At 70.8% G+C, this 26067-nt stretch carries 19 protein-coding genes; 9 read left to right on the top strand and 10 right to left on the bottom strand.

Annotated features, from left to right (window positions below):
- The first annotated feature begins 231 nt into the window (after positions 1–231).
- Positions 232–1851 (top strand): citramalate synthase, encoded by a 1620-nt coding sequence (gene cimA / locus AB0D49_RS19075; RefSeq protein ID WP_362758566.1) that lies wholly within the window; start codon positions 232–234, stop codon positions 1849–1851.
- Positions 1852–2368: 517 nt separating this feature from the next.
- On the opposite strand, the gene AB0D49_RS19080 is transcribed toward cimA, so the two are convergent.
- Complete coding sequence (locus tag AB0D49_RS19080; RefSeq protein WP_362758568.1) at positions 2369–3022, bottom strand: SLATT domain-containing protein; 654 nt, start codon at positions 3020–3022, stop codon at positions 2369–2371.
- Positions 3023–3241: 219 nt separating this feature from the next.
- Here AB0D49_RS19080 and AB0D49_RS19085 point away from each other — a divergent pair, with 219 nt between their 5' ends.
- From AB0D49_RS19085 to AB0D49_RS19095, 3 genes are all read left to right on the top strand, one after another.
- On the top strand, positions 3242–6517 hold the full coding sequence (locus tag AB0D49_RS19085; RefSeq protein WP_362758569.1) for a metallophosphoesterase: 3276 nt from the start codon (positions 3242–3244) through the stop codon (positions 6515–6517).
- 367 nt (positions 6518–6884) lie between these two features.
- Positions 6885–8231 carry a hypothetical protein gene (locus AB0D49_RS19090; protein ID WP_362758571.1) on the top strand — a complete coding sequence of 449 codons (1347 nt, stop codon included), beginning with the start codon at positions 6885–6887 and terminating at the stop codon, positions 8229–8231.
- 69 nt (positions 8232–8300) lie between these two features.
- The gene (locus AB0D49_RS19095) at positions 8301–8888 is read left to right on the top strand and encodes a YdeI/OmpD-associated family protein (protein ID WP_362758572.1); all 588 of its coding nucleotides are present in this window, start codon (positions 8301–8303) and stop codon (positions 8886–8888) included.
- Between the two features lie 112 nt (positions 8889–9000).
- Here the strand turns inward: AB0D49_RS19095 and AB0D49_RS19100 are convergent, their stop codons facing one another.
- Positions 9001–9549, bottom strand: coding sequence for a YceI family protein (locus AB0D49_RS19100; RefSeq protein WP_362758574.1), 549 nt, complete (start codon positions 9547–9549; stop codon positions 9001–9003).
- Positions 9550–9993: 444 nt separating this feature from the next.
- On the opposite strand from AB0D49_RS19100, the gene AB0D49_RS19105 reads away from it, so the two are divergent.
- Complete coding sequence (locus AB0D49_RS19105) at positions 9994–11589, top strand: acyl-CoA carboxylase subunit beta (RefSeq protein ID WP_362758576.1); 1596 nt, start codon at positions 9994–9996, stop codon at positions 11587–11589.
- Positions 11590–11646: 57 nt separating this feature from the next.
- Complete coding sequence (locus AB0D49_RS19110; RefSeq protein ID WP_362758578.1) at positions 11647–11835, top strand: acyl-CoA carboxylase subunit epsilon; 189 nt, start codon at positions 11647–11649, stop codon at positions 11833–11835.
- Positions 11836–12074: 239 nt separating this feature from the next.
- On the opposite strand, the gene AB0D49_RS19115 is transcribed toward AB0D49_RS19110, so the two are convergent.
- From AB0D49_RS19115 to AB0D49_RS19150, 8 genes are all read right to left on the bottom strand, one after another.
- Positions 12075–12656, bottom strand: a complete 582-nt coding sequence (locus AB0D49_RS19115; RefSeq protein WP_003997631.1) for an ATP/GTP-binding protein — start codon at positions 12654–12656, stop codon at positions 12075–12077.
- Positions 12637–13200, bottom strand: coding sequence for a DUF742 domain-containing protein (locus tag AB0D49_RS19120; RefSeq protein WP_362758580.1), 564 nt, complete (start codon positions 13198–13200; stop codon positions 12637–12639). The genes AB0D49_RS19115 and AB0D49_RS19120 overlap by 20 nt, the downstream gene beginning before the upstream one ends.
- A gap of 100 nt (positions 13201–13300) precedes the next feature.
- The gene (locus AB0D49_RS19125; protein ID WP_055493648.1) at positions 13301–13714 is read right to left on the bottom strand and encodes a roadblock/LC7 domain-containing protein; all 414 of its coding nucleotides are present in this window, start codon (positions 13712–13714) and stop codon (positions 13301–13303) included.
- 10 nt (positions 13715–13724) lie between these two features.
- Entirely contained in the window at positions 13725–17051 is a 3327-nt protein-coding gene (locus AB0D49_RS19130; RefSeq protein WP_362758582.1) for a nitrate- and nitrite sensing domain-containing protein, read from the bottom strand.
- A 393-nt stretch (positions 17052–17444) separates the two neighbouring features.
- Positions 17445–18035 (bottom strand): ATP/GTP-binding protein, encoded by a 591-nt coding sequence (locus tag AB0D49_RS19135; protein ID WP_362758584.1) that lies wholly within the window; start codon positions 18033–18035, stop codon positions 17445–17447.
- Complete coding sequence (locus AB0D49_RS19140) at positions 18016–18411, bottom strand: DUF742 domain-containing protein (RefSeq protein WP_362758586.1); 396 nt, start codon at positions 18409–18411, stop codon at positions 18016–18018. Before AB0D49_RS19140 ends, AB0D49_RS19135 begins: the two co-directional genes overlap by 20 nt.
- 111 nt (positions 18412–18522) lie before the next feature.
- Positions 18523–18936, bottom strand: a complete 414-nt coding sequence (locus AB0D49_RS19145; protein ID WP_355744125.1) for a roadblock/LC7 domain-containing protein — start codon at positions 18934–18936, stop codon at positions 18523–18525.
- 9 nt (positions 18937–18945) lie between these two features.
- A complete protein-coding gene (locus AB0D49_RS19150; RefSeq protein ID WP_362758588.1) occupies positions 18946–22770 on the bottom strand; it encodes a nitrate- and nitrite sensing domain-containing protein in 3825 nt (1274 codons plus the stop codon).
- Positions 22771–23376: 606 nt separating this feature from the next.
- Here AB0D49_RS19150 and AB0D49_RS19155 point away from each other — a divergent pair.
- The 3 genes from AB0D49_RS19155 (at position 23377) to gltX (ending at position 25997) form a co-directional block, all read left to right on the top strand.
- Entirely contained in the window at positions 23377–23562 is a 186-nt protein-coding gene (locus AB0D49_RS19155; protein WP_362758917.1) for a hypothetical protein, read from the top strand.
- Positions 23563–23737: 175 nt separating this feature from the next.
- Positions 23738–24523 (top strand): fumarylacetoacetate hydrolase family protein, encoded by a 786-nt coding sequence (locus tag AB0D49_RS19160; RefSeq protein ID WP_362758590.1) that lies wholly within the window; start codon positions 23738–23740, stop codon positions 24521–24523.
- Positions 24516–25997, top strand: a complete 1482-nt coding sequence (gltX, locus tag AB0D49_RS19165; RefSeq protein ID WP_362758592.1) for a glutamate--tRNA ligase — start codon at positions 24516–24518, stop codon at positions 25995–25997. Before AB0D49_RS19160 ends, gltX begins: the two co-directional genes overlap by 8 nt.
- Positions 25998–26067: the final 70 nt, after the last annotated feature.

Here is a 26067-nt window from a genome sequence, read left to right on the forward strand (position 1 = left end):
CGCCACGATTATTGGCAGCAGGCGCGCCGGTCCGCAGTGACCGCCACGTACGACCACGTACGGGCGGCCATCGTCGTCCTCGACCCGCGCGCAGACCTCTCGCACCCGCGAGAGGTTTTTCGCATTTCTGGCCCACCCACAGCCGGTGGCGGAGCGCGAGGGATCATAGGGGGACGGTGGAGCCGGGCATTCCGGTACAGACCGCGATCATCATCTCAGGAGCCTTGAACCATGACGGAAACCAGCGAGCGCGACGACTCGTTCCGCGACGACTCGTTCCACGTCTTCGACACCACTCTGCGCGACGGCGCACAGCGGGAGGGCATCAACCTCACCGTCGCCGACAAGCTGGCCATCGCACGGCACCTGGACGACTTCGGCGTCGGCTTCATCGAGGGCGGCTGGCCCGGCGCCAACCCCCGAGACACCGAGTTCTTCGCCCGCGCCCGGCAGGAGATCACCTTCCGCCACGCAAAGCTGGTCGCCTTCGGTGCCACCCGCAGAGCCGGGGCCAAGGCGTCCGAGGACCCCCAGGTCCGCGCCCTGCTGGAGTCCGGCGCCCCGGTGATCACCCTGGTCGCCAAGGCCCACGACCGCCATGTCGAGCTGGCCCTGCGCACCACGCTGGAGGAGAACCTGGAGATGGTCCGCGACACCGTCTCCCACCTGGTCGCCCAGGGCCGCCGGGTGTTCATCGACTGCGAGCACTTCTTCGACGGCTACCGGGCCGACCCGGAGTACGCCAAGGCGGTCGTGCGGACCGCGTCCGAGGCGGGCGCCTCCGTGGTCGTCCTGTGCGACACCAACGGCGGGATGCTCCCCGCCCAGATCCAGGCCGTCGTCGCCACCGTGCTCGCCGACACCGGCGCCCGGCTCGGCATCCACGCCCAGGACGACACCGGCTGCGCGGTCGCCAACACCCTCGCCGCGGTCGACGCGGGCGCCACCCACGTCCAGTGCACCGCCAACGGGTACGGCGAGCGGGTCGGCAACGCCAATCTGTTCCCGGTGGTGGCGGCGCTGGAGCTGAAGTACGGCAAGCGGGTGCTGCCCGAGGGGCGGCTGCGGGACATGACCCGGGTCTCGCACGCCATCGCCGAGGTCGTCAACCTCACCCCGTCCACCCACCAGCCTTACGTCGGGGTCTCCGCCTTCGCCCACAAGGCCGGGCTGCACGCCTCCGCGATCAAGGTCGACCCGGACCTGTACCAGCACATCGACCCCGAGCAGGTCGGCAACACCATGCGGATGCTGGTCTCCGACATGGCCGGCCGGGCCTCCGTCGAGCTGAAGGGCAAGGAACTCGGCATCGACCTCGGCGGCGACCGCGAACTGGTCGGCCGGGTCGTCGAGCGCGTCAAGGAACGCGAGCTGCGGGGCTATACGTACGAGGCGGCCGACGCGTCCTTCGAACTGCTGCTGCGCGCGGAGGCGGAGGGCGGGCGGCTGTCCTACTTCCAGGTCGAGTCCTGGCGGGCGATCGTCGAGGACCGGCCCGACGGGACGCACGCCAACGAGGCCACGGTGAAGCTGTGGGCCAAGGGGGAGCGGATCGTCGCCACGGCGGAGGGGAACGGGCCGGTGAACGCGCTGGACCGGGCGCTGCGGGTGGGGCTGGAGAAGATCTATCCCCAGCTCGCCAAGCTGGAGCTGGTGGACTACAAGGTGCGGATTCTTGAGGGCGTGCACGGTACGCAGTCCACGACCCGGGTGCTGATCTCCACGACGGACGGGGCGGGGGAGTGGTCGACGGTGGGGGTCGCCGAGAATGTCATCGCGGCGTCTTGGCAGGCGCTGGAGGATGCGTACACGTACGGTCTGCTGCGGGCGGGGGTGACACCTGCGCGGTAGACCCGGGTTGCGCACTCGCCTGCGGCCCGGCGATCGCTCTTCGCGCAGTTCCCCGCGCCCCTGAAAGGCCATCGTTCGGGTGCGGCCTGGTGGTCGCTTCTCGCGCAGTTCCCCGCGCCCCTGAAAGGCCATCGTTCGGCTGCGGCCTGGTGGTTGCTTTTCGCGCAGTTCCCCGCGTCCCCAAAGGGCCATCGTTCGGGTGCGGGTGGGTGGGGGCTGGTCGCGCAGTTCCTCCCCCAGAGGGGGTACCCCCAGCGCCCCTGAAGGAGACGGTCCGCCCGGTGCTTTTAGGGGCGCGGGGAACTGCGCGAGCAACCACGACGATGCCGCAGTCGAACGATCGGCCTTTTAGGGGGCGCGGGGAACTGCGCGAGTAACCACGATGGCGCCGCAGTCGAACGATCGGCTTTCCAGGGGCGCGGGGAACTGCGCGAAAGGCGACCGCCGGGCCGCGGCCGAACGACGACCCCGTAGGCCCTCGCCCAGCCGCGACTGACATCCTGGTCCGCCGACGGAGTCACATCGCTGAGTCGCGGGAACGAGGGACCTCCGCCCCCCGCTCACGCCCCGCCACCCGGTCCAGCCGGAACAGCCCCGCACCAGCCCCCCGTTGCGCGGAGTTCGAGGACGTGGACCGTGTCAGCTCCTCCATGCTGTCGGCGAGGTACCCGATCCAGGTCGCGCTCTCCTCCTCCATGATCCGCTGCGCATCCCCCCGCAACCGCTCGATCACCAGCAACAACGCCGCCTGTTCCTTCTCACTCGGCGTCTCCCCACTCCGCAGATACACCTGAGCGAACTCCGACTGCGCCTTCTTCAGCACCTGCTGAAGCGCGATCTCGGTCCGGATGTACCGCGTCCACGACGCCGAGAACCCGAAGATCCGGTCGAACAGCACACACCCCGCCCCCGCCGCGAGGAACACGAACCCCCACTCCGGCTGGAGCAGCGTCGGGTCGGCCGCGTGCACCAGCGGGGTGAGCGTCCCGACGATCCCGAGCAGCCCGGCCAGCGCGCGCAGCGAACGCGACCACCGGGACGGGGCCCGGCGCCGCCCGAGATACCAGCCGATCGCCGCGGTGACCTCCGCCTCCGCCTGCTTGAACAGCTCCCACAGCACCTCCGAGCGGGAACGCGTGCGATCCAGTGCGGTGAGTTCGGACACCGTCATGTCCGCCACCTTGCGTCTCCTCGCCATGCCCGCCCCTGTCCTCCCGGCCGTTCCGCTGCTGGGGGCATGGTATGCGCCGTCTGCTCCGATGTCTCACGTGCCGTCAAGAAGTGCGTCCGGCATGGGCAGTTGAGCAGAGTCAAGGTGCTTGACCGGGCCGTCTGGGGGCAAGGGGCCGCATAAGCTGTTCCGCCTCACCAGGCAAGCCGGGGGTGTTCCGTGCGCATCGTCCACGTCAGTGATCTGCACGCCAGAGACAACTGGGAGACCGATCAGAAGAAGGTGCTGCGGGCCTTCCTCACCGATGTGACGGAACGGCACCGGCAGACACCCGTCGACGCCGTCGTCTTCAGCGGCGACCTCGCCTTCGGCGGCAAGCCCGACCAGTTCGCCCTGGCCCGTGAACAGCTCCTCGACCCGCTCCAGGACCGGCTCGGCCTGGACCGCGAGCGGATGATCCTCGCCCCCGGCAACCACGATGTCGACATCTCCCGGATCGACGAGTACCAGGAGGCCGGACTGCGCGCCGGACTCACCGACCGGGACAAGGTCAACGGCTTCCTCGACCGCCCGGACCTGCTGTCCCACCTGTCCCGGCTGGCCGCCTGGGTCGAGTTCACCGACGCCTACTACGCCGGGACCTCCGTCGCACGCCTCTCCCCGCTGCTCACCCTGCACCGCTTCACCGCCGCCGGGACCGAGGTCGCCGCCGCCACGCTCACCTCCTGCTGGCGGGCGACCGGCGCCGGTGACGACGCCGACCGGGCCCATCTCGTCGTCGGCGACCGGCAGTTGACCCAGGCCGTCGACGCGCTCGGCGACGCCGGACTCAAGCTCGCCGTGATGCACCACCCCGTCGACTGGCTCGCCGAGTTCGACCGCAACGACGTCCGCCGCGAGCTGGGCCACTTCGACATGCTCTGCACCGGCCATGTCCATGTGGTCGACCCGGCCGGGATCGCGGGCCGTACCGGCAGCCTGATGCACAGCGCCGCGGGCTCCCTCTTCCAGTCGCGCGACTACCTCAACGCCTACAGCGTCATCGACGTACGCTCCCCCCGTCCGCCGCGCTCCTACACCGTGTACGTGCGCAGCTACTACGACGGGCGGGACGCCTTCGACGAGGGCCGCAACGTGGTCGCCGAGGGCCGGCTCGACATCGACTTCGCCGCCCCAGGAGCCCCGGGAGGCTCAGAAGGCCCGGGTGGCTCAGAGACCACGGGCGCCCCGGACGCCTCAGGCACCCCCGCCACCCCCACCGTCCCCCACCCCCGTACCGACGCCGACGAGCCGACCGCCCCGCCCGCCCCCGCCGATCTCGCCGCCGAGACGCTCGTGGACGCCGTACGCGAGCGCAGTCTGATCCTCGGGCCCGAGCGGGAGCGGCTGCCGATGGAGGGGCTGCTCGTCCCGCCCGTGCTGCTGCGGGTCAGCGTCGACCAGTGGATGGCGCTCCAGGACCTGGAGGAGGGCCGGGTCGGCGCCGAGGAGATGATCGACAGCTTCGCCGAGCACCCGCACTTCCTGATCGTCGGCGACGAGTACACCGGACTCACCAGCACCCTCCAGTGGCTCGCCCACTGCGCCTACCGGCGCGACGCCCGGTATGTGCCCGTCGTCATCGACTTCGGGGCCGTCGAGAACGGGCCCAGCGGTGTCGACAAGGAGATCCGCCGCCAGCTCGCGGGCGCCGGGATCGCCCTGGGCCGACGCGACGGACTGCCCCGGCTCGCGCTCGCCGTGGACAACATCGACCCCCGCTCCGAGAAACGGCTGCGGCATCTGCTGAAGTTCCTCGCCCAGCACCCGGAGAACCTGGGCTTCCTCGGCTGCCGCGGCACCGCCCATCACCGGGTCGCCGAGGCCATGACCGCCGAGGGCTGCCCCGCCCGGGTCCGCCACCTCGGACCGTTCGGCCGCCGGGAGCTGCGCGCGCTGGTCCGGCTGCTGCGCCCGGAGGAGTCCGAGGCCGATGTGAACGCCATGCTCGACCTCCTCACCCGCGGTGGACTGCCCCGTACCCCGGTGATGCTGGCCGCGCTGCTGTCCACGGCCGGTCAGCGGGACTGGACCACCGGCGCCAACAGCACCGCCATCCTGGAGTCCTACCTCGGACTGCTGCTGGGCCGCGACGACCCCCGGGTCGACCGCCGCTTCGAACTCGACTTCCTCGCCCTGCGGGACATCGTCGCCTGCGTCAACGAGCATCTGATGCTCATCGGCCAGGACGCCCTGCCCCGGATGGACGCCGAGCAGTTCCTGCTGGACTACTTCAAGGGACTCGGCTGGTCCGAGCCGCCCGGCGCCGTGCTGGACGCCCTGATAGCCAAGCGGCTGCTGACCGAGCGGGACGGCGCCATCCACTTCTGCCAGCCGATGATCCGGCCGCTGCTCGCCGCGTACCGGATGGACCGGTCCGCCGACCTCAAGGACCTGGTGCTGGCCCGGCCGTTGCGGCACGCCCAGGTCATCCGGCACACCGCCGCCCTGCGCCGCGACGACGCCACCCTGCTGGACACCACCGCCACGGGCTTCCGGGCGCTGCGCGAACGCCTCGGCGACGGCGGCGACGACCCGTTCTCCGTGCTGGCCACCAAGGAAGGCTGGCTGGAGGACGCCAAGGCGGCCCTGGACGACTTCTTCCCGGCCGACCTGGCCTACGACTCCGCCACCCCGCCCACCGAGGTCCCCGGCGAGTTCCGGGTGATGATGGACGACCTCCAGGACCAGGCCGACGCCCTCCAGACACACGCCCAGGACCAGCGCCAGGGCGCCGGACTCGACCCCACCGAGTTCGAGGCGTACGTCGAGGCCCTCGATCTGCTCGCCGATGTGCTGCGCAGCAGCGAACTGGTCCGTGACCTGGAGCTGAAGCGCGAGACCCTGCGGCTGTGCCTGAACGGCTACGGGGTGCGGGCCGCGCTGATGGCCGCCGAGTGGAGCGACCGCGACGGCCGGGCCGTCTTCCGGGACTCCCTCGCCGAGGTGCTGGACCGGCAGGAGATCAGCGAGGAGGAGTTCGAGACCTTCATGGGCCGGGTCGAGCTGTACTCGCCGGTCCTGTCCTCCTACTGGGCGCTCTCCCAGGTGCTGGCCAGCGGCAAGCTGTCCCGGCTGACCGGCGAGGCGCTCGGCGAGGGCGACTTCGTCGAACAGCCCGGACAGGCCCTGATGGCGGTGCTGCTGATGCGGCACATGGGCGACCGGGACTGGGTCAAGCACGCCGCGATCGTGGTCAAACGGCACGGCGAGCGGGAGGTGATCGGCGAGATCCTCCGGCTGTTCGCCTTCACCAGCTACCTCCAGCCCGACCTGGGCAAGGACGAGCTGGGCGCGCTGGAGAACCTGCTGTGCGACATCGCCGTGCACCGCAAGGAGTTCCCGACCGGCCCCGCCCGCAACTACTCCCGCAACCAGATGGTCCAGGGAATGCGCCAGCGCCGCCTCCAGTCCCTCCAACGCGGCGACGAACTGGCCATCACCCCCGGCCTCTGAACCGTCGCCCAAGGGTGCCGGACCAGGTGAAGGCGGCCGAGGTCTCGCCGGGCAGCGAGTACGTGGCGTGCTGGGAGCCCCAGTTGACGGTGACGGTGACGGTGACGGTCCGGTCCGCCGTGCTGTCGTTGTAGGCGATCAGCGCCGTGGAGGTACTTCACGAAGTACGCCGCGTATGCCCCGTAGTACTCCGCCTTCGGCCAGCCCCCGTCGAGCTGCCCGCTGTCCTGGAAGGCGGAGTGGGGCTGTGGGACTGAAGGGGGGCGGGAGCGGGACCCCGGCAGATCGGAGCAGGACCAGGGACCGGCGCGGCCACCGGCCCCGTAGCACATGTCCTGTTTCCAGCCCTTCAGGTACGTTCGAAAGCATGAAGGCGACTCTGGTCGGACCTGTCCTGCGCCTGCTGGCCGTACCGCTCGCGGCCGTGCTGGCGGTGCTCGTGATCGCGCCCGGCGCACGCGCCGCCACCGACCTCGCGCAGGTCGCCGCGGCCCTGCGCGAGAGCCCGGTGTACGTCGACCCCGCCGCGACCGGCATCCTCGCCGCGTCCGACGCCCAGGCGCTCGCCGACAAGATCAAGGACGCCGACAAACCGGTCTTCGTGGCCGTCCTCCCCGCCGGGTACCCCACCCAGGACCTCTTCCAGAACCTGCGCACCGACACCGGCGTCACCGGCCTGTACGCCGTCCGCCTCGGCGACCGCTTCGACGCCCGCGCGGACAGCGCCGTGCTGAGCCGCCAGGGCGTGACCAACCTGGTCACCGCCGCCCAGGGCGCGGGCGACGCCAAGGCCCAGCTGAACGACTTCGTGGACGACGCCCTGCGCGATGTCGGCGGCACGGCCCCCGAGAGCTGGGGCGGCACCGCCTCCGGCGACGGGGTCTCCACCGCCGGGCTGATCACCGCCGGAGGGGTCCTCGCGGCGGGCGGAGTGGCCGCGTACGCCCTGGTGCGCCGTAACCGCACCCGGCACGAGCAGGAGCGCCGGGCCGCGCTGGCGAAGCTGGCCGTGGTCGTCGAGGAGGACATCACGGCGTTCGGCGAGGAACTGGACCGGCTCGACTTCCACCCCGGCGAGCCCGGCGCCGACGACGCCATGCGCGCCGACTACGGCCGCGCCCTGGACGCCTACGAGGAGGCCAAGTCCCGGATGGCCGCCACGACCCGCCCGGAGGAGGTGCGCGGGGTCACCCAGGTGCTGGAGGACGGCCGTTTCGCGCTCGCCTCGCTGGCCGCCCGCCGCGAGGGCCGCCCGCTGCCCGAGCGCCGCCCGCCCTGCTTCTTCGACCCGCGCCACGGCCCTTCCGTCGCCGACGTCACCTGGACCCCGCCCGGCGGCGCCACCCGTGAGGTGCCGGTCTGCGCGGCCGACCGCGCCCGGCTGGCGGACGGCGAGGCCCCGCTGGTCCGCGAGGTCGACACGGCGGACGGCCGCCGCCCGTACTGGGACGCCGGACCCGCCTACGGCCCCTGGGCCGGCGGCTACTTCGGCGGCGCCCTCCTGCCCGGCCTCCTGGTCGGCACCCTCCTCGGCAGCGCCATGGCCGCCCCGTCCTACGCCGCCGACTACGGCTCCGGCTACGGCGACTTCGGAACCGGCGGCCACCAGGGCGGCGACACCTCGGGCGCCGACTTCGACCCCGGCGACTTCGACGGCGGCTTCGGAGGCGGAGGGGACTTCGGGGGCGGCGGCGACTTCGGCGGCGGCTTCTGAACGAAGAGCCCCTCAGCAGCCACCACTAAGCGGCCAGAACCTGTCCTACATCCCCCCTACGGTACGACCATGACGACAACGACTCCGGACGGCTCGACCGCCCTGCCCTTCGCCACCGTGGACGCGCTGGACGCCTGGCTCGCCGAGCACCCGGCACCGCACCCCGGTCTGTGGGTGATGGTCGCCAAGAAGGGCTCGGGCCTGCCCTCGGTCACCTGGGAGGACGTCAACGACGTGGCCCTGTGCCACGGCTGGATCACCGGCCAGCGGCGCGCCCTGGACGCCACCCACTTCCTCCAGCGCATCACCCCGCGCCGACGCGGCAGCCAGTGGTCGATGGTCAATGTCCGCCGGGTGGCCGAACTGGAGGCGGACGGCCGGATGCGCCCCGCCGGGCGGGCCGAGGTGACGGCGGCCCAGGCGGACGGCCGCTGGGCGGCGGCGTACGAGTCGCAGCGCCACGCGGTCGTGCCGGACGACCTCACGGCGGCGCTCGACGGCAGTCCGTGCGCCCGTGCGGCCTTCGACGCGCTGAACCGGACCGACCGCTATCTGATCGTCGTGGGCCTGCTGCGCACCCGCACCGAGAAGGGCCGGGCGTCCCGGCTGGCGTCGGAGGTGGCCCGTCTGGAGGCCGCGCGGGGGGCGAGGTCGTAGGGTCAGGGGCTGCCGTCCGTGAGCCTCTCCCCGCGGGCCACCGTCCGGGATCGGTATCCGCCCCGGCCCCGGACACGCGAAGGCCGCCCCGGAGGGCGGCCCGCGACGACGGTCAGGCGCTCTTGATCGCCGAGATGTCGAAGTTCAGCTTGATCTTGTCGGAGACCAGGAAGCCGCCGGTCTCCAGGGCCGCGTTCCAGGTCAGGCCCCACTCGGAGCGCTTGATCTCGGTCTTGCCCTCGAAACCCACCCGCTCGTTGCCGAACGGGTCCTTGGCGGCGCCGTTGAACTCCAGGTCGATGGTGATCGACTTGGTGACCCCGAGCACCGACAGATCGCCGGTGATGCGGTAGTCCTCGTCACCGAGGGCCTCGGCCTTGGTGGACCGGAAGGTCATGGTCGGGAACTCGTCGATCTTGAAGAAGTCGGCGCTCTTGAGGTGGCCGTCGCGGTCCTTGTTGCCGGTGTCCACGCTCTCCATCGTCACGTCGATGGACGCGGTGGACTTCGCCGGGTCCGAGCCGTCCAGGTGGAGCGTGCCGGAGAAGTCGAGGAACTTGCCCTTGACGTTGGTGACCATGGCGTGCCGGGCGGTGAAGCCGATGGTGGTGTGGGCGGGGTCGAGGGTGTACTCGCCGGTGAGTGCGGAGAGGTCGGTCATGGCGTGCTCCCTGAGGCAAGGACGGCCGTACAGCCGTTCGGTCGATAGACGTTCGGTTGAAACTTCAAGAATCGCTGCGGTGCTGACCTTAGACCTATTCGGTTCAAGTTTCAACATCGAGCGGGGGGCGAGCGGGATTCCTTGCGCATCCTTGTCTTCTGCTTGCCTGTGCGTGTCTTCTTGTCGCTTCTTGTCCACCGGAAGCGTGCCGTACGAACGCCCCGCGAGGGCGGCACATCACTCCGCCGACGGCATGCCGCGGACGAGAATGCGCGATGGCGCCCGGGTGACGTCTTTGTGTGACCTCCACAACGGCCACGCCGTCTGACCAGTCGGAACGCCTGCATGGCGGTGAGGTTCTGTTCAGTGCTACCAGGAAAACGGGCCGGAGACTGTACGGAGTCGACGTCTCGCTTTCCTTGGCGGACTTCGTAAGGTCGCTACATGACCGTTTTGGAAGAGACGACGGGTGAGCCCACCGGTGAGCCGACGGACGCGCGCGGGCGCGTCGCCGAGCTGCACCAGATCCGGGCGCAGGCGGTCGCCGGACCGAGCGAGAAGGCGACGGCCGCACAGCACGCCAAGGGCAAGCTGACGGCGCGGGAGCGGATCGAGCTGCTCCTGGACCCAGGGTCCTTCCAGGAGGTCGAGCAGCTGCGCCGGCACCGCGCGCAGGGCTTCGGCCTGGAGTCGAAGAAGCCGTTCACCGACGGTGTCATCACCGGCTGGGGCACGGTCGAGGGCCGCACGGTCTTCGTGTACGCGCACGACTTCCGGATCTTCGGCGGCGCGCTGGGCGAGGCCCACGCCACCAAGATCCACAAGATCATGGACATGGCCATCGCGGCCGGAGCCCCGCTCGTCTCCCTGAACGACGGAGCGGGCGCCCGTATCCAGGAGGGCGTCTCCGCGCTCGCCGGGTACGGCGGCATCTTCCAGCGCAACACCAAGGCGTCCGGAGTCATCCCGCAGATCTCGGTGATGCTCGGCCCGTGCGCGGGCGGCGCGGCCTACAGCCCGGCGCTGACCGACTTCGTGTTCATGGTCCGCGAGACCTCGCAGATGTTCATCACCGGCCCGGACGTCGTCAAGGCGGTCACCGGCGAGGAGATCACCCAGAACGGCCTGGGCGGCGCCGATGTGCACGCCGAGACCTCCGGCGTCTGCCACTTCGCGTACGACGACGAGGAGACCTGCATCGCCGAGGTGCGCTACCTCCTCTCGCTGCTCCCGCAGAACAACCGCGAGAACCCGCCCCGCGTCGACGCCACCGACCCGGTCGACCGCCGTAGCGACACCCTCCTGGACCTCGTCCCGGCGGACGGCAACCGGCCGTACGACATGGCGAAGGTGATCGAGGAGATCGTCGACGACGGCGACTACCTGGAGGTCCATGAGCGCTGGGCGCGGAACATCATCTGCGCGCTGGCCCGGATCGACGGCCAGGTGGTCGGCATCGTCGCCAACCAACCCCAGGTCCTCGCGGGTGTCCTGGACATCGAGGCATCGGAAAAAGCTGCGCGCTTTGTGCAGATGTGTGACGCTTTCAATGTCCCGATCGTCACCTTCCTGGATGTCCCCGGATTCCTTCCGGGCGTCGACCAGGAGCACGGCGGCATCATCCGCCACGGAGCGAAGCTGCTCTACGCGTACTGCAACGCCACCGTGCCGAGGCTCTCCCTGATCCTCCGTAAGGCGTACGGCGGGGCGTACATCGTGATGGACAGCCAGTCCATCGGCGCCGACCTCACTTACGCCTGGCCGACCAACGAGATCGCCGTGATGGGCGCCGACGGTGCCGCCAACGTCATCTTCCGCCGGCAGATCGCCGGTGCGGAGGACCCCGAGGCCATGCGGGCCCGCATGGTCAAGGAGTACAAGTCCGAACTCATGCACCCCTACTACGCGGCCGAGCGCGGTCTGGTCGACGACGTCATCGACCCCGCCGAGACCCGTGAGGTGTTGGCCAGGTCCCTGGCGATGCTGCACACCAAGCACGCCGATCTGCCGTCCCGCAAGCACGGCAATCCCCCGCAGTAACCCGGCGGACCCGCCGCGGCAACCCCGCGGTCCTCTCTTCCACGGAGACTGAAACCCATGAACTCCCCTGACATCCGCGTCGAGAAGGGCCATGCCGAGCCCGAGGAGGTCGCCGCCCTCACGGCGATCCTGCTGGCCCGCGCCTCCGCCCACACGGCAGCCCCCACCCCCACAGCCACCCGCCGAGCCCGATGGCGCCGCCTGGAACGCGAACCAGGCTTCCGGGCCCCTCACAGCTGGCGCTAGAAACCCAAAAGTGGGCCCCTCTCCACCAAGGAGAGGGGCCCACTGCCTTTTTTAGGGGCGCGGGGAACTGCGCATTCTCTTCGCGAGCGCAAGAAACGGCGCATCTCAGGAGCCGGGGGACCGCACGCACTCAGGGGCGCTGGGGGTACCCCCTCTGGGGGAGGAACTGCGCGACTAACCACAAACTGCCCGCACCCGGCACACAACCGAGAGCGGGCAGCCCATTAGCCGCATCACACCTACCGCAACCGAGCCATCAACGCATGCTCGACCAACGTGATGAGCGTCGACTTCGCATCCGCCCGATGCCGCGCATCCGTCGTGATGATCGGCGTATCCGGCCCGATCTGCAGAGCCTCCCGCACCTCGTCCGGCGAATACGGCTGATTCCCGTCGAACCCGTTCAACGCGATCACAAACGGCAGCCCGCTGTTCTCGAAGTAGTCGACGGCCGGGAAGCAGTCCGCGAGCCGACGCGTGTCGACCAGCACCACCGCGCCGATCGCGCCCCGCACCAGGTCGTCCCACATGAACCAGAACCGGTCCTGACCGGGCGTACCGAACAGGTACAGGATCAGATCCTGGTCGAGGGTGATCCGGCCGAAGTCCATGGCGACCGTGGTGGTCGTCTTGTCCCCGGTGTGCGTGAGGTCGTCGATTCCGGCGCTCGCGGACGTCATGACGGCCTCGGTGCGCAGCGGGTTGATCTCCGAGACGGCGCCGACGAACGTGGTCTTGCCCACGCCGAAGCCACCCGCCACCACGATCTTCGCCGATGTGGTGGAGCGGGAAGGACCGCCGCTAGAGCTTGCGAAGTCCACTGAGCACCCTTTCGAGCAGTGTCACGTCTGGCTGGCCGCCGGCGTTCTCGTCGCCGCCGGGCTGATGGATGGCGACCAGTCCCGCTTCCGCCAAGTCGGCGACGAGGATCCTGGCCACGCCGAGGGGGATCGAGAGCAGCGCCGACACCTCGGCCACCGACTTGATCTCCCGGCACAGGTTGCAGATCCGCTGATGCTCGGGCAACTGCCCGTGCAGCTGATGCGGAGCCGCGGTGGTGTGCACCAGCGCCTCGATGGCGAGCTGGTACCGCGGCCTGGTACGTCCGCCCGTCATCGCGTACGGGCGCACCAGGGGGTTGTTGGTCGTCCCGGCGGGCGCCGGTTCCGGGGCGCGCCGATGGGGCTGCTGGACCCGCGGCGCGCCGGGACGGTCGTACGGCGAGGGACCCGGGCCCTGCGGGGCGTAGGGCTGACGGTGGCTCGGCGTGGAGGGGAAGTTGTACGGGTTCGCGGACCCGTCGCCGTGCCCCTGACCGGGGCCGTACGACCAGTTTCCGCCAGAACCGCCTGGGGGTGTTGCCACTTTCTCCTCCTCCGACTGTGCCTGTGTCGGGCACCCATCGCTGTGGAGCCGCGTCCCGAAACCTTACGGCCACGGGACCCGAAAACGCACCGTCTGTCTGTTAGTTGAGCAGGCTCCCCTGGAGCTCCGCGCGGAGATCCGGGGTCAGTACCGTGCCCGCGCGGTCGACCAGGAGGGCCATCTCGTACCCGATGAGACCGATGTCCGCATCCGGGTGGGCCAGCACCGCGAGCGAGGACCCGTCGGAAATGGACATGATGAAGAGGAAGCCCCGCTCCATCTCCACGACCGTCTGATTCACGCTGCCGCCCTCGAAGATGCGCGAGGCACCGGCGGTCAGCGAGGTCAGACCGGAGGCGACGGCCGCGAGCTGGTCGGCGCGGTCGCGGGGAAAGCCTTCGGACATCGCCAGAAGGAGTCCGTCGGCGGAGACCACCACCGTGTGCGACACCCCGGGGGTGTTGTCCACGAAGTTGGTGATCAACCAGTTCAGGTTCTGTGCCGCCTGGCTCATCGGGCTCACACTAACGCTCCTGGTTGTAGGTGCTGTCAGAACCACCGGGTCGGTCGCTGGTGGCCTGGCCGTTCTTGTCACTTCCTGCGCTGCGTCCCCGCTGGACGCCCCGGCGCAGGTTGCTCAGCCTGCCCCGGACGTCCTCGGGGGCGCGGGAGACCTGTGGGCCGCCCTGCGGGGTCGTCTCCGCGGCGCCCTCGACCAGATTGGCCTTGGGCACCCGCCGTGGCAGGCCGGAGGAGGTGACCCCACCCGCCTTGGGTTTACGGAGCTGCGCGGCCTGCTGCCAGCGCTCGTCGTTCGCCGAGCGCCAGTCGTCCTGGGCCGTGCCGTTCGCCACGGGAGCCGCCGCCGCTTCCCGGTTCACGGGCTGACCCGCGCCCGCCGCTGCGCCGCCCGCCTGGGAGCCGCGCCGCGGAAGCCCGGCGTCGGTCAGCGCGTGGCCGGCCGAAGGGGTCGGTCCCGGACGGTCGAAGCCTACGCGTTCCCGCTCGCCCGCGTCAGCGGCCCCCGGAGATTCCGCTTCCGGAGCGTACTGGTCCGGGTAGCCGTTCCGATAGCCGTTCGGCTGCTGCCAGTCTTCCTGGTAGGACGGCTCTTCCCGGGTCGGATAGCCGTTCTGCCCGGTGGCCGTCCGCTCACTCTGTGGCGGCTCCGCATACGGGGTCTGCGGGTAGCCGCCCTGGGCCGGGTAGCCCTCGTGCTGCGGCAGGTCGCCGGTGGGCGCGAAGTACGGCTCGCCGTACGCGGGCTGCTGCGGCTGCCCGTCGTAGGCGGGCTGCTCGTCGTACGACGGCTGCTGCTGGCCGTAGGTGTCCGGTTCGGCGTAGCCGGGCTGCGCCTGGCCGGTGGTGTAGCCGGTGGCCGCGGTGTCGTACCCGGGGGCCGCCGTGTCGTATCCGGCGGTGCCGGGGTCGTACGGCGGCTGCTGTGGGCGGGGGGCGGTGAACCCGTCGTAGGCGGGGGCGTTCGGGGTGTCCGTGCCGGGTGCCTGGTGGGTCTGCGCCTCCAGGGCCGCGCGGCGCTCCTCGCGCATCAGGGAGCGGCCCACCGGGTCCAGATCGCGCAGGTCGTCGGGGACCTCGGTGTTGTAGCGGCTGTCGTCGAAGCCCAGGTCGGCCGCGGTGAGCGGCTGCGGCGGCTGCTGGGCCGGGAGGCCGAAGCTCTCGCCACCGCTGAAGTTCTGCTCCGGGATGATCTGGGAGACGGTGAACTCCTCGCGCTCCAGCGGGCCCTCGCCGCCACCACCGTGGGTGATGGCGTCCGGGAGCATGATGAGCGAGGTGGTCCCGGCCTGCTCGCCGGAGGGGCGCAGCTGGACCCGGATGCCGTGCCGGTCGGACAGCCGGCCGACCACGAACAGGCCCATGCGCTGCGAGATCGCGGCGTCCACGGTCGGCGGGTTGGCCAGCTTGTGGTTGATGTCCGCGAAGTCCTCGGCGGTCAGGCCGATGCCCTTGTCATGGATCTCGATCATCACCCGGCCGTCCGGCAGCCGGGTCGCGGTGACCCGCACCTTGGTCTGCGGGGAGGAGAACGTGGTGGCGTTCTCCAGCAGCTCGGCCAGCAGATGGACCAGGTCGGTGACGGCCCGGCCGTGGATCTCGGCCTCCGGCACGCCCTGGAGTTCGATGCGCTCGTACTGCTCCACCTCGGAGGAGGCGGCGCGCAGCACATCCACCAGCGGGACCGGCTGGTCCCAGCGGCGGCCGGGCTCCTCGCCCGCGAGGACCAGCAGGTTCTCGCCGTTGCGGCGCATACGGGTGGCGAGGTGGTCCAGCTTGAAGAGGTTCTCCAGCTGGTCCGGGTCGGCCTCGTTGTTCTCCAGGTCGGTGATCAGGGTCAGCTGGCCCTCGATCAGCGACTGGTTGCGGCGCGAGAGGTTGGTGAAGATCGCGTTGATGTTGCCCCGCAGCAGCGCCTGCTCGGCGGCGAGCCGCACCGCCTCGCGGTGCACCTGGTCGAACGCGCGGGCGACCTCGCCGATCTCGTCGGTCGAGGTGATCGGGATCGGCGCGACCCGGGTGTCGACCCGGCCGGGGTCGGTGCGCGAGAGCTGGTCGACCAGCATCGGCAGCCGCTGCTCGGCGATGCTGAAGGCGGCGTTGCGCAGCTGGCGCATCGAGCGGCTCATCTGGCGGGCCACCATGCCGGCCAGGATGAACGCGGCGAGCAGCGCCACGACAACGATGGCCCCGGTGACGATGGCGTCCTGCCGGGCGCCGTCGGCCAGCGAGGCGGCCTCGTTCACGGCCTTGTCGACGAGTTCCTTCTCGACCTCGTCGTAGCCCTCGAACTTGGCGGTGGCCACCCCCATCCAGGTGGTGGGGGTCACCCCGCGCTGCTCCAGCGCGTCGGCGTCCAGACCGCCCGCGATGCCCTGCACCATGGTGTCCGCGAGCGGCATGGCGGTGTAGGCCCCGCCCTGGGTGGAGGACCCGGCGTCGACGGCCTCGCCCTTGTCACCGACATCGGCGCGCTTCTCCGCCATCACCGCGTTCAGCCGCTCGACGTCGGCCACCTCGGCACCGGAGACGAACTCGTTGACGGCGATGCCTTCGAGATAGCGGTACGAGACCAGCGAGACCCGCTGCTGGGCGGCCACGTTCGCCTGGTCGGCGGGGCGCAGCAGCAGATGCACACCGATCGCCCGCTCCAGCGAGGCGGAGGCCTTCGCGAGCGAGATGGCGTAGACGGTACGGCCGTAGCTGGTGACGTTGCCGGTGCCGAGGCCCAGCTCGTTGGCGAACTCGGTCAGCGAGTGCTGGACCGCGACATAGCCCTCTTCGGTGGCGACCGGGTCCATGGCGGGGGTGAAGGCCCGCTCCCGCAGCGCGCCGAGCTTGGTCTCGTTGGAGCGGAACAGCTCCATACGGCGGTCGAGGCGGGCGGTGCTCGGCAGGTCCAGGGCGGCCTCGTCGAACCGCTGCTTGGCGGCGTCGGTGTCGGCGCGCAACTTCTTGACGGCGTCGGTCTCGCCCTTGCCGGTCAGCAGGTCGGCGGCGGACAGGTCGCGCTCGTTGAGCAGGGCGGTGCCGTAGTCGCCGGCGGCGCGGACCAGGAGCGCCACCTTGTGGGCGTCCTCGGCCTCCTGCCAGGTGTCGGTGGAGCTCTTGACCTGGAAACCGCCCATGACCAGCCCGACCAGCACGGGTATGAGCAGGATCGCGTTCAGCCGGGTGGGCACCCGCCAGTTGCGCGGGGAGAGCCGACCGCCGCTCGGGGCGGGCGGTGCCGTCCTGTCCGGGCCGGGCACAGGGACGGGGGCCGCTCCGCGCGCCGGCGGGGTGAAGTTGCCCCGGGCGGGCGGCTCGGGACCTTTGTTGCTTCGCCTCACTCGACCAACAACCTCTCGGCGGTCGGCACCTTCGTCGTGCCGCAGTGTCTCAGAGCCCGTTGCCGTCGACGCCATCGAACGGCATCGATGGGGAGTACGTCATTGACCCATGGGCAGTTCAGGCATTCCAGCACGTCATCCAGGACTCCTCCAAACATGGGGAACCCCAGATTCCAGGTGAAGTAAGTACTAGATAAAACGGTCATAAAGAGCGAGCCCCGTCAAAAGACGGGGCTGTCGTGCGCACAGCGAGACCATATGACCGCGACGCGTTGCGGTACCACCCGATTCCACTGCCGAAACGTTATGAACAGCGGAGCCGACCGTGTCAAAAGCCACAGCCGGCTCCGAAGTGTCTACGACAACTTCCGTACGCGCTTCCGGACTTGGGCCCTACCTCAGCCGCGCCATCAAGGCATGCTCGACCAGCGTGATCAGCGCGGACTTGGCATCGGCGCGGTGCCGGGCGTCGGTGGTGATGATCGGGGTGTCCGGCCCGATCTGGAGCGCCTCCCGCACCTCGTCGGGGGAGTAGGGCTGCTGCCCGTCGAACCCGTTGAGCGCCACGACGAACGGCAGTCCGCTGTTCTCGAAGTAGTCGACGGCCGGGAAGCAGTCCGCGAGCCGACGCGTGTCGACCAGCACGACGGCGCCGATCGCACCCCGCACCAGGTCGTCCCACATGAACCAGAACCGGTCCTGACCGGGCGTACCGAACAGGTACAGGATTAGATCCTGGTCGAGGGTGATCCGGCCGAAGTCCATGGCGACCGTGGTGGTCGTCTTGTCCCCGGTGTGCGTGAGGTCGTCGATACCGGCGCTCGCGGACGTCATGACGGCCTCGGTGCGCAGCGGGTTGATCTCCGAGACGGCGCCGACGAACGTGGTCTTGCCCACGCCGAAGCCACCCGCCACCACGATCTTCGCCGATGTGGTGGAGCGGCCCGGTGCCGTCTGCCCGGCGCTAGAGCTTGCGAAGTCCACTGAGCACCCTTTCGAGCAGCGTCACATCGGGCGCACCGGTGGTCTCGTCGCCGCCCGGCTGGTGGATGGCGACCAGACCGGCCTCGGCCAGGTCGGCGACGAGGATCCGGGCGACGCCCAGCGGCATGGTGAGCAGCGCCGACACCTCGGCCACCGACTTCACCTCACGGCACAGATGGCAGATGCGCTGGTGCTCCGGAAGGAGCCCCATGAGCGCCGCCGGGTCGGCCGTGGTGCTGATCAGCGCCTCTATGGCGAGCTGGTAGCGCGGCCGGGTCCGGCCACCGGTCATGGCGTACGGACGTACCAGCGGCTCGTCGCCCTCGTCCCCGTACGCCTCTGTGTACGGATCGTGAGGAGCGGTGGGCGGGGTCATGAATCCTCCGGGCGGGACAGCATGTGGGTCAGTCGTGCTATCTGACGTGGCCGGTGGGGGGAGTGTGACGGCCGGATGTCGATGTGGTGAGACGGGTGGCTGTGGAGCCGGTCAGTGAAGCAGACTTCCTTGTAGCTCGGCACGGAGGTCGGGGGTCAGGACGGCCCCCGCCCGGTCGACCAGGAGCGTCATCTCGTAGCCGACCAGACCGATGTCGCACTCGGGGTGCGCGAGCACGGCGAGGGACGAGCCGTCCGAGATGGACATCAGGAAGAGAAAGCCCCGCTCCATCTCCACGACGGTCTGCGCCACATTGCCGCCCTCGAAGATCCGGGACGCGCCGGCCGTCAGCGAGGTGAGTCCGGACGCGACCGCCGCCAGTTGGTCGGCCCGGTCCCTCGGAAAGCCCTCCGACATCGCCAGGAGGAGACCGTCGGCGGACACGACGACGGTGTGGGACACCCCGGGGGTGTTGTCCACGAAGTTGGTGATCAACCAGTTCAGGTTCTGTGCCGCCTGGCTCATCGGGCTCAACTAACGCTCCTGCTGGTGAGTGGGGCTCGTGAAGCTGTCCGTCTGACCGGTGCCACCGGCCTGACGGCCCTGCGCGATGCCCCGACGGAGGTTGGTCAGCCGGCCGCGCACGTCCTGAGGGGCGCGCGAGACCTGCGGACCGCTCTGCTGCGGCTGCTGCTGAGCCGTGCCCGGGACCAGGTTGGCCCGGGGCACCCGGCGCGGAAGGCCGGACGTCGTCACTCCACCGGCGGCGGGCTGGCGCACCCGCTCGGCCCGGCGGACCAGCTCGTCGTTGGGCGAGCTGCGCCACGAACCGCCGGGTCCGCCAGGACCGGCGGCGGGACGCTGGGGGGGAGCAGCCGACGGCTGCTGCTGCGGAGCGGGCGCCATGTCCGGGGCGCCCGTGGCGTGCCCGGCCGTGCGCTGCTCCTGCTGGCCGCGGAACCAGTCGGTCTCCAGCGTGTCGTACAGCGGAGTCCGGCCGTCGCCGGGACCGGCGGCCGGGGGCAGCGCCTCCGGCTCACGCACCGGCCGCTGCGGGACCTGCGGTCGCTCGAACTGGCCGGTCTGCTGGCCGGTCTGCTGCCCGTTGCGCGGCCCCGGCGACATGCCCCGGCCCGGGTCCACGGGGTTCGGCACCGGGAACTGACCCGTGGAGCCGCTGTCGTAGCCCTGCGGGACCGGGGGGAACTGCCCGGTGGAGCCGTTGTCGTAGCCCTGCGGGACCGGAGTCTGACCCGTGGAGCCGCTGTCGTAGCCCTGTGGGACCGGCGGCTGTCCGGGCGCGGGCGTCCCGAAGACATCGGAGCGGACGAACGGGCCACCGCCCTGACGGCCGCCGCCCAGTCCCGGCGGGGCGGCGAACGGGTCGCTCTCCCGCGGGGCGTCCGCACCGAACTGCGGGAACTGCCCGGTGTCCTGCGGTCCATTGCCGCCCGGAGCCGCGAACGGACCGGTGGCCTGCGGATACTGGCCGGTCGGCGCCGGGGCGCCCGCGTCGACCTGGGGGATCTCGGTGGTCGCACCCGGACCCTGGCGGTCGTCCACCCGGGGCATCCGCGCGGTGCGCCCGCTGTCCGGCTCGTCATGGCCGCGCGGGGCGTCCAGCGAGGCCGGGGAGAGCGGCGGCTGCGCGTTCTCGTCGCTCCAGCTGGGCCGCTGCTGCGGTCCGGCGCCGCCGGGCAGCTCGGCCCGCGGTCCGCCCCGCGGCGGCAACTGCGGCTGACGCCCGCGCGGCTGCTGACCGTCCCCACCACCGCGCTGCGGCGGTACGGGACCCCGGGCGCCGCCGAACATGTCCTGGCCCGCACCCGCCCCGGCCGCCTGGAGACCCTGCGGCGCACCCGGCGCCTGACCGCCGAACCCGGCCCCCGCACCGGCCGGCTGCGGCCGACCCTGCTGCGGACCACGCGGCGCACCGGGCGCACCAGGCGCAGCCTGTCCGGGCACACCGGGCACACCGGGCACACCCGGTCCGCCGGGACGTCCGCCCGGGTCACCGGGCAGCGCGGCCCGCGGTCCCTGACCGGTGCCGAGCCGCCCACCGGGCGCACCCGCGCCGGCGCCGACCGCGCCACCGCCCTGACGGCGGGCCGCGGCCACACCGGCGGCGGCCTGCGCGGCGGCCGGACCGCCCGCGGGCATCCCCGGCTGACCGGGCTGACCCGGCTTGGGCTGCGGCTTCTTGCCGCCCTGGGCGACATCGACGGGCAGCATGACCAGCGCGGTCGTACCACCGGAGTCGGACGGCCGCAGCTGGATGCGGATGCCGTGCCGCTGGGACAGCCGGCCGACCACGAACAGACCCATGCGGCGGGAGACGGAGACATCCACGGTGGGCGGCGAGGCGAGCCGCTCGTTGATCGCGGCGAGGTCCTCGGGGGAGAGGCCGATACCGGTGTCGTGGATCTCGATCAGCACCCGCCCGTCGGGCAGCGCGTGACCGGTGACCTTGACCTTGGTCTGCGGGGAGGAGAACGAGGTGGCGTTCTCCAGCAGCTCGGCGAGCAGGTGCACGAGGTCGTTGACGACCCGCCCGGCCACCTCGGTGGTGGGCACCGACGCCAGTTCGATCCGCTCGTACTGCTCCACCTCGGACGCGGCGGCGCGCAGCACGTCGACCAGCGGCACCGGACGCGTCCAGCGCCGCCCCGGCTCCTCACCGGCGAGGACGAGCAGGTTCTCGCCGTTGCGGCGCATACGGGTGGCGAGGTGGTCCAGCTTGAACAGCGAGGCCAGCTGGTCCGGGTCGGCCTCGCGGGACTCCAGTTCGGAGATCAGCGACAGCTGGCGCTGGATGAGGCCCTGCGAGCGGCGCGAGAGGTTGGTGAACATCGCGTTGACGTTGCCCCGCAGCAGCGCCTGCTCGGCGGCCAGCCGGACCGCCTCGCGGTGGACGTCGTCGAAGGCCGCGGCGACCTGGCCGATCTCGTCCCGGGAGTGCACACCGACCGACTCCACGGAGGTGTCCACGTCCTGCGGGTCGGACTCGGAGAGCTGCTTGACCAGCTCGGGCAGCCGGTCCTGGGCGACCTTGGTGGCGGTCTCCTGGAGCCGGCGCAGCGAGCGGATCATGGACCGGGCGACGACGAACGCGCCGACCAGCGAGACACCGAGGACCAGCAGGATCAGCGCACCGGAGATGTACGCCTCGCGCTCGGAGTCGCTGCGCAGCGTACGGGCGGTCTGCTCCAGGTCCTCCAGCAGCCGCCGCTCGATGTTGCGCATCTGCTGGATCTTGGTGGAACTGTCGTCCACCCAGTCCTGGTACGACCGCTTGGGCCGGTCGGCCAGACCGTCCTTGCTGCTCAGCGCGCGGGAGGCGTAGGTGTCGGTCGCCTCGATGATCGCGTTGCCCTCTTCGATGGGCTGGAGCAGTTCGGCGGCGGACTCGTCGCCGTAGATGGAGCGGAAGCTGCTCAGTTCCGAGGACTCGCTCTCCAGCGCCGACTCGGCGTAGAGGCGGTCGTTCTCGGAGAGCTTCCCGGCGGTGGTCTTGTTCGCGGGCAGCGCCGCGGCGATCACCGCGCGCTGGATGGAGGCGTACTCCTTGGCCGAGGAGAAGGCGGCCAGGGTACGGGTGCGCGCGATCATCTCGGGGTTGCTGGTGGCCTCCGCCATGTCCTGGGAGAGGTCCAGCAGATGGCTGATCACCCGGTGGTAGGCGTCCACCGTCTGGGTCGCGTTGTCGTCGGCCTCGTACGCGGTGTTGCGGATACGGGCCAGCGTGCCGAGTTCGCCGACCAGGCCGACCAGGGTGTCGCGGACGCCCTGGAGGTTGCCGTCGCGCGCGGAGGCGTCGATCTCCTCGGAGGCGTTGACGAAGTTCTCGACGGCCCGGTCGGTCTTGTCCTGGAGGCCCTTGACCGTGATGGCGCTGGAGGTCGACCCGTTGGCCAGCGGACCGGCCGACTTGTCCCGCTCCTCCTGGAGCGCGGTGGCCAGTTCGGTGGCCTGCTTGGTCATGTCCGTCAGCAGCTTCATGTTGTCGAGCTGCTGTATGTCGTCCATGGACTGGTCGATCCGGAGCGCGCCCAGGGTGGTGGCGGCGACCACGGGGAGGGTCAGCAGGGCCACCAGACGGGTGGAGATGCGCCAGTTGCGCAGCGCTATTCGCGGACCGGGCCCGGTCGCCCCCTGGGGCGGCTTGACCGCCGGGGTGGACACGGCCGCGGGCGGGGTCGCCGAAGCGCGTCCGGACCGCTCACCGCCGTCCGCCGCGGCTGCCTGCTGGCCTGGGTTCTGGGCGTGCTGGGGCGCGGAGCTGCCGGCCATGGGGCCAGTCCCGCCGTGCGGCTCCGGCTCCGCCGAAGCGCTGCCATCCCTCTTGAAACGTCCCTGCACTAGCGTCGCAACCTCTGGACCAGGCGCCCTTCCGGGTGACCGGACGGACGGTGTCGGCGTGGTCGGGAACGCCCTGAATACGTCCCCGAGTGGTCGTGAGTGACCGGCGCTGGCTCCCCCTTAGTCTCGCCGCCACTCGGCGCGCGTCTTGGCGCCCCCTGCGCGCCGGCTCGATCCTGCGGCGGTCGCTGGAATTCCAGCACAGTGCCGCATCTCCAACAAGGCCAGTTGGTCAGGCTGTGACATCTGTGACTGCTTGTGAGGGCCGTATCACCGGGCGTGGGCCAACGTATCCCATATATCGGGCATACCGGAGCGAGTCAACGAGCCGATCCCGGTGTCCCAGTCGCCATGATCAGGAGCGGAATGCTCGCTTCGATGAACCAATGTCCGATTCATCGAAGGGTGATACGCGGTGGGAATGGGGGGTTTTGGGGTTGACGTCGTGAGCAAACTCACACGCCGATCATGGGGTCCCCGCCCGGTGGCAGGGGAATCGGATGTTTAGCCTGACGGTTTACACGAGGTGACACTCTGACAACCCGGCGTACCCGACACCGCCCCGGCGGCCCGGAGCGCCCGTAGACGACAAGGTCCCGGACCCCAGTGAAGACCATGATGTTCCGTACGACAGCCAACCCGCGGCGCACCACCCTGGCACACCTGGCGGACGCCGACGAGCTGCACACCCCGGAGCTGGAGCACTCCGTCGACCTCCCCGCCACCACCGCCAACCCGCGGCGCACCACGCTCATGGAGATCCCGGCCACCATGGCCGCGCTCCCCGAGTGACCCTGACCGGACCCGGACCCGGACCCGGACCAGGACCGGACAGGAGGGCCGCCCCGCACCCCGCGGAGCGGCCCTCCAGTCCTGTCCGGCCCCCGCCGCCGGGATAGCCTGGAGCGTCAGACTCCCGCCGGTCCCGCGCGGTCCGGTCCAGTGAAGTGAGGGGCGCGAGCATCCCGTGCGTATCGCCAGGTTCTCCATCGACGGGAACGTCGCCTTCGGCGCGGTCGAGGGCGACCAGCCCGACCAGCTCGTCCTGGACATCATCAAGGGCATCCCCTTCACGGACTTCGAGCTGTCCGGCACCAAGGTCCCGCTGAGCAAGGTACGGCTGCTGCCCCCGGTGCTCCCCAGCAAGATCGTCGCCTACGGCCGCAACTACGCCGAGCACGCCCGCGAACTCGGCAACGAGGTCCCCGACGCCCCCTTCGCCTTCCTCAAGCCGTCCACCTCGGTGATCGGCTCCGGCGACGACATCCAGTACCCCTCCTTCTCCCAGGAGGTCCACCACGAGGCGGAGCTGGCCGTCGTCATCGGGCGGCTCTGCCGCGAGGTGCCCCGGGAGCGCGCCGAGGAAGTGATCTTCGGCTACACCTGCGCCAACGACATCACCGCGCGGGACGTCCAGCGCAGCGAGAAGCAGTGGGCGCGGGCCAAGGGCTTCGACACCGCCTGTCCGCTCGGCCCCTGGGTCGAGACCGGCATGGACCTCGCCACCGCGTCCGACCTCACCGTCCAGCTCACGGTCGACGGCGCCCAGCGCCAGCTCGGCCGCACCAGCGAGATGATCCACTCCATCGCGGATCTGATCGTCCACATCACCGAGGCCATGACCCTGCTCCCCGGAGACGTCATCCTCACCGGCACCCCCGCCGGGGTCGGCCCCCTCAACGTCGGCGACGAGGTCGCCGTCAGCATCGAAGGCATCGGCACTCTCACCAACAAGGTTGTCAAGCGTGGCTAGCGCACCCGCCCCCGTACGCGTCCGTTTCTGCCCCTCGCCCACCGGTAACCCCCATGTGGGCCTGGTTCGCACCGCCCTGTTCAACTGGGCGTTCGCCCGGCACCACCAGGGCACCCTGGTCTTCCGCATCGAGGACACCGACGCGGCCCGCGACTCCGAGGAGTCCTACGAGCAGCTGCTCGACGCGTTGCGCTGGCTCGGCTTCGACTGGGACGAGGGCCCCGAGGTCGGCGGCCCGCACGCCCCCTACCGCCAGTCGCAGCGCATGGACATCTACGCCGACGTGGCCGCGAAGCTCCTGGACGCCGGGCACGCCTACCACTGCTACTGCTCCCAGGAGGAGCTGGACGCCCGCCGCGACGCCGCCCGCGCCGCGGGCAGGCCCTCCGGCTACGACGGCCACTGCCGCGACCTCACCCCCGCCCAGGTCGAGGAGTACCGCGCCCAGGGCCGCGCCCCGATCGTCCGCTTCCGGATGCCCGACGAGACGATCACCTTCACCGACCTGGTCCGCGGCGACCTCACCTTCACCCCGGAGAACGTCCCGGACTACGGCATCGTCCGCGCCAACGGGGCCCCGCTCTACACCCTGGTCAACCCGGTCGACGACGCCCTGATGGAGATCACCCACGTCCTGCGCGGCGAGGACCTGCTCTCCTCCACCCCCCGCCAGATCGCCCTCTACAAGGCGCTGATCGAACTGGGCATCGCCAAGGACGTCCCCGCCTTCGGCCATCTCCCCTACGTCATGGGCGAGGGCAACAAGAAGCTCTCCAAGCGCGACCCGCAGTCCTCCCTCAACCTCTACCGCGAGCGCGGCTTCCTGCCCGAGGGACTGCTCAACTACCTCTCCCTGCTGGGCTGGTCGCTCTCCGCCGACCAGGACATCTTCTCCCTCGACGAGATGGTCGCGGCCTTCGACATCAAGGACGTGAACCCCAACCCGGCCCGCTTCGACCTCAAGAAGTGCGAGGCGATCAACGCCGACCACATCCGGCTGCTGGACGTGAAGGACTTCACCGAGCGCTGCGCCCCCTGGCTGCGCGCCCCCTTCGCCCCCTGGGCCCCGGAGGACTTCGACGAGACCAAGTGGCAGGCGATCGCCCCGCACGCGCAGACCCGCCTCAAGGTCCTCTCCGAGATCACCGACAACGTCGACTTCCTCTTCCTCGCCGAGCCGGTCCACGACGAGGCCAGCTGGACCAAGGCGATGAAGGAGGGCTCGGACGCGTTGCTGCGCACCGCCCGCGAGAAGCTGGCGGCGGCCGACTGGACCTCCCCGGACTCCCTCAAGGACGCCGTCCTGGCCGCCGGTGAGGCCCATGGCCTCAAGCTCGGCAAGGCGCAGGCCCCGGTCCGCGTCGCCGTCACCGGCCGCACGGTCGGCCTCCCGCTCTTCGAGTCCCTCCAGGTGCTGGGCGAGGACACCACTCTCGCCCGTATCGACAGCGCCCTGGCCCGGCTCACCGCCTGACCACCGGCCCGTACGTCCGCCAGGGGGCGGCGCCCTTCCACCGGGCGCCGCCCCCTGCCCCGTTCGCGCC

It is taken from the genome of Streptomyces sp. NPDC048290, from assembly GCF_040652095.1.
Taxonomy (GTDB): domain Bacteria; phylum Actinomycetota; class Actinomycetes; order Streptomycetales; family Streptomycetaceae; genus Streptomyces.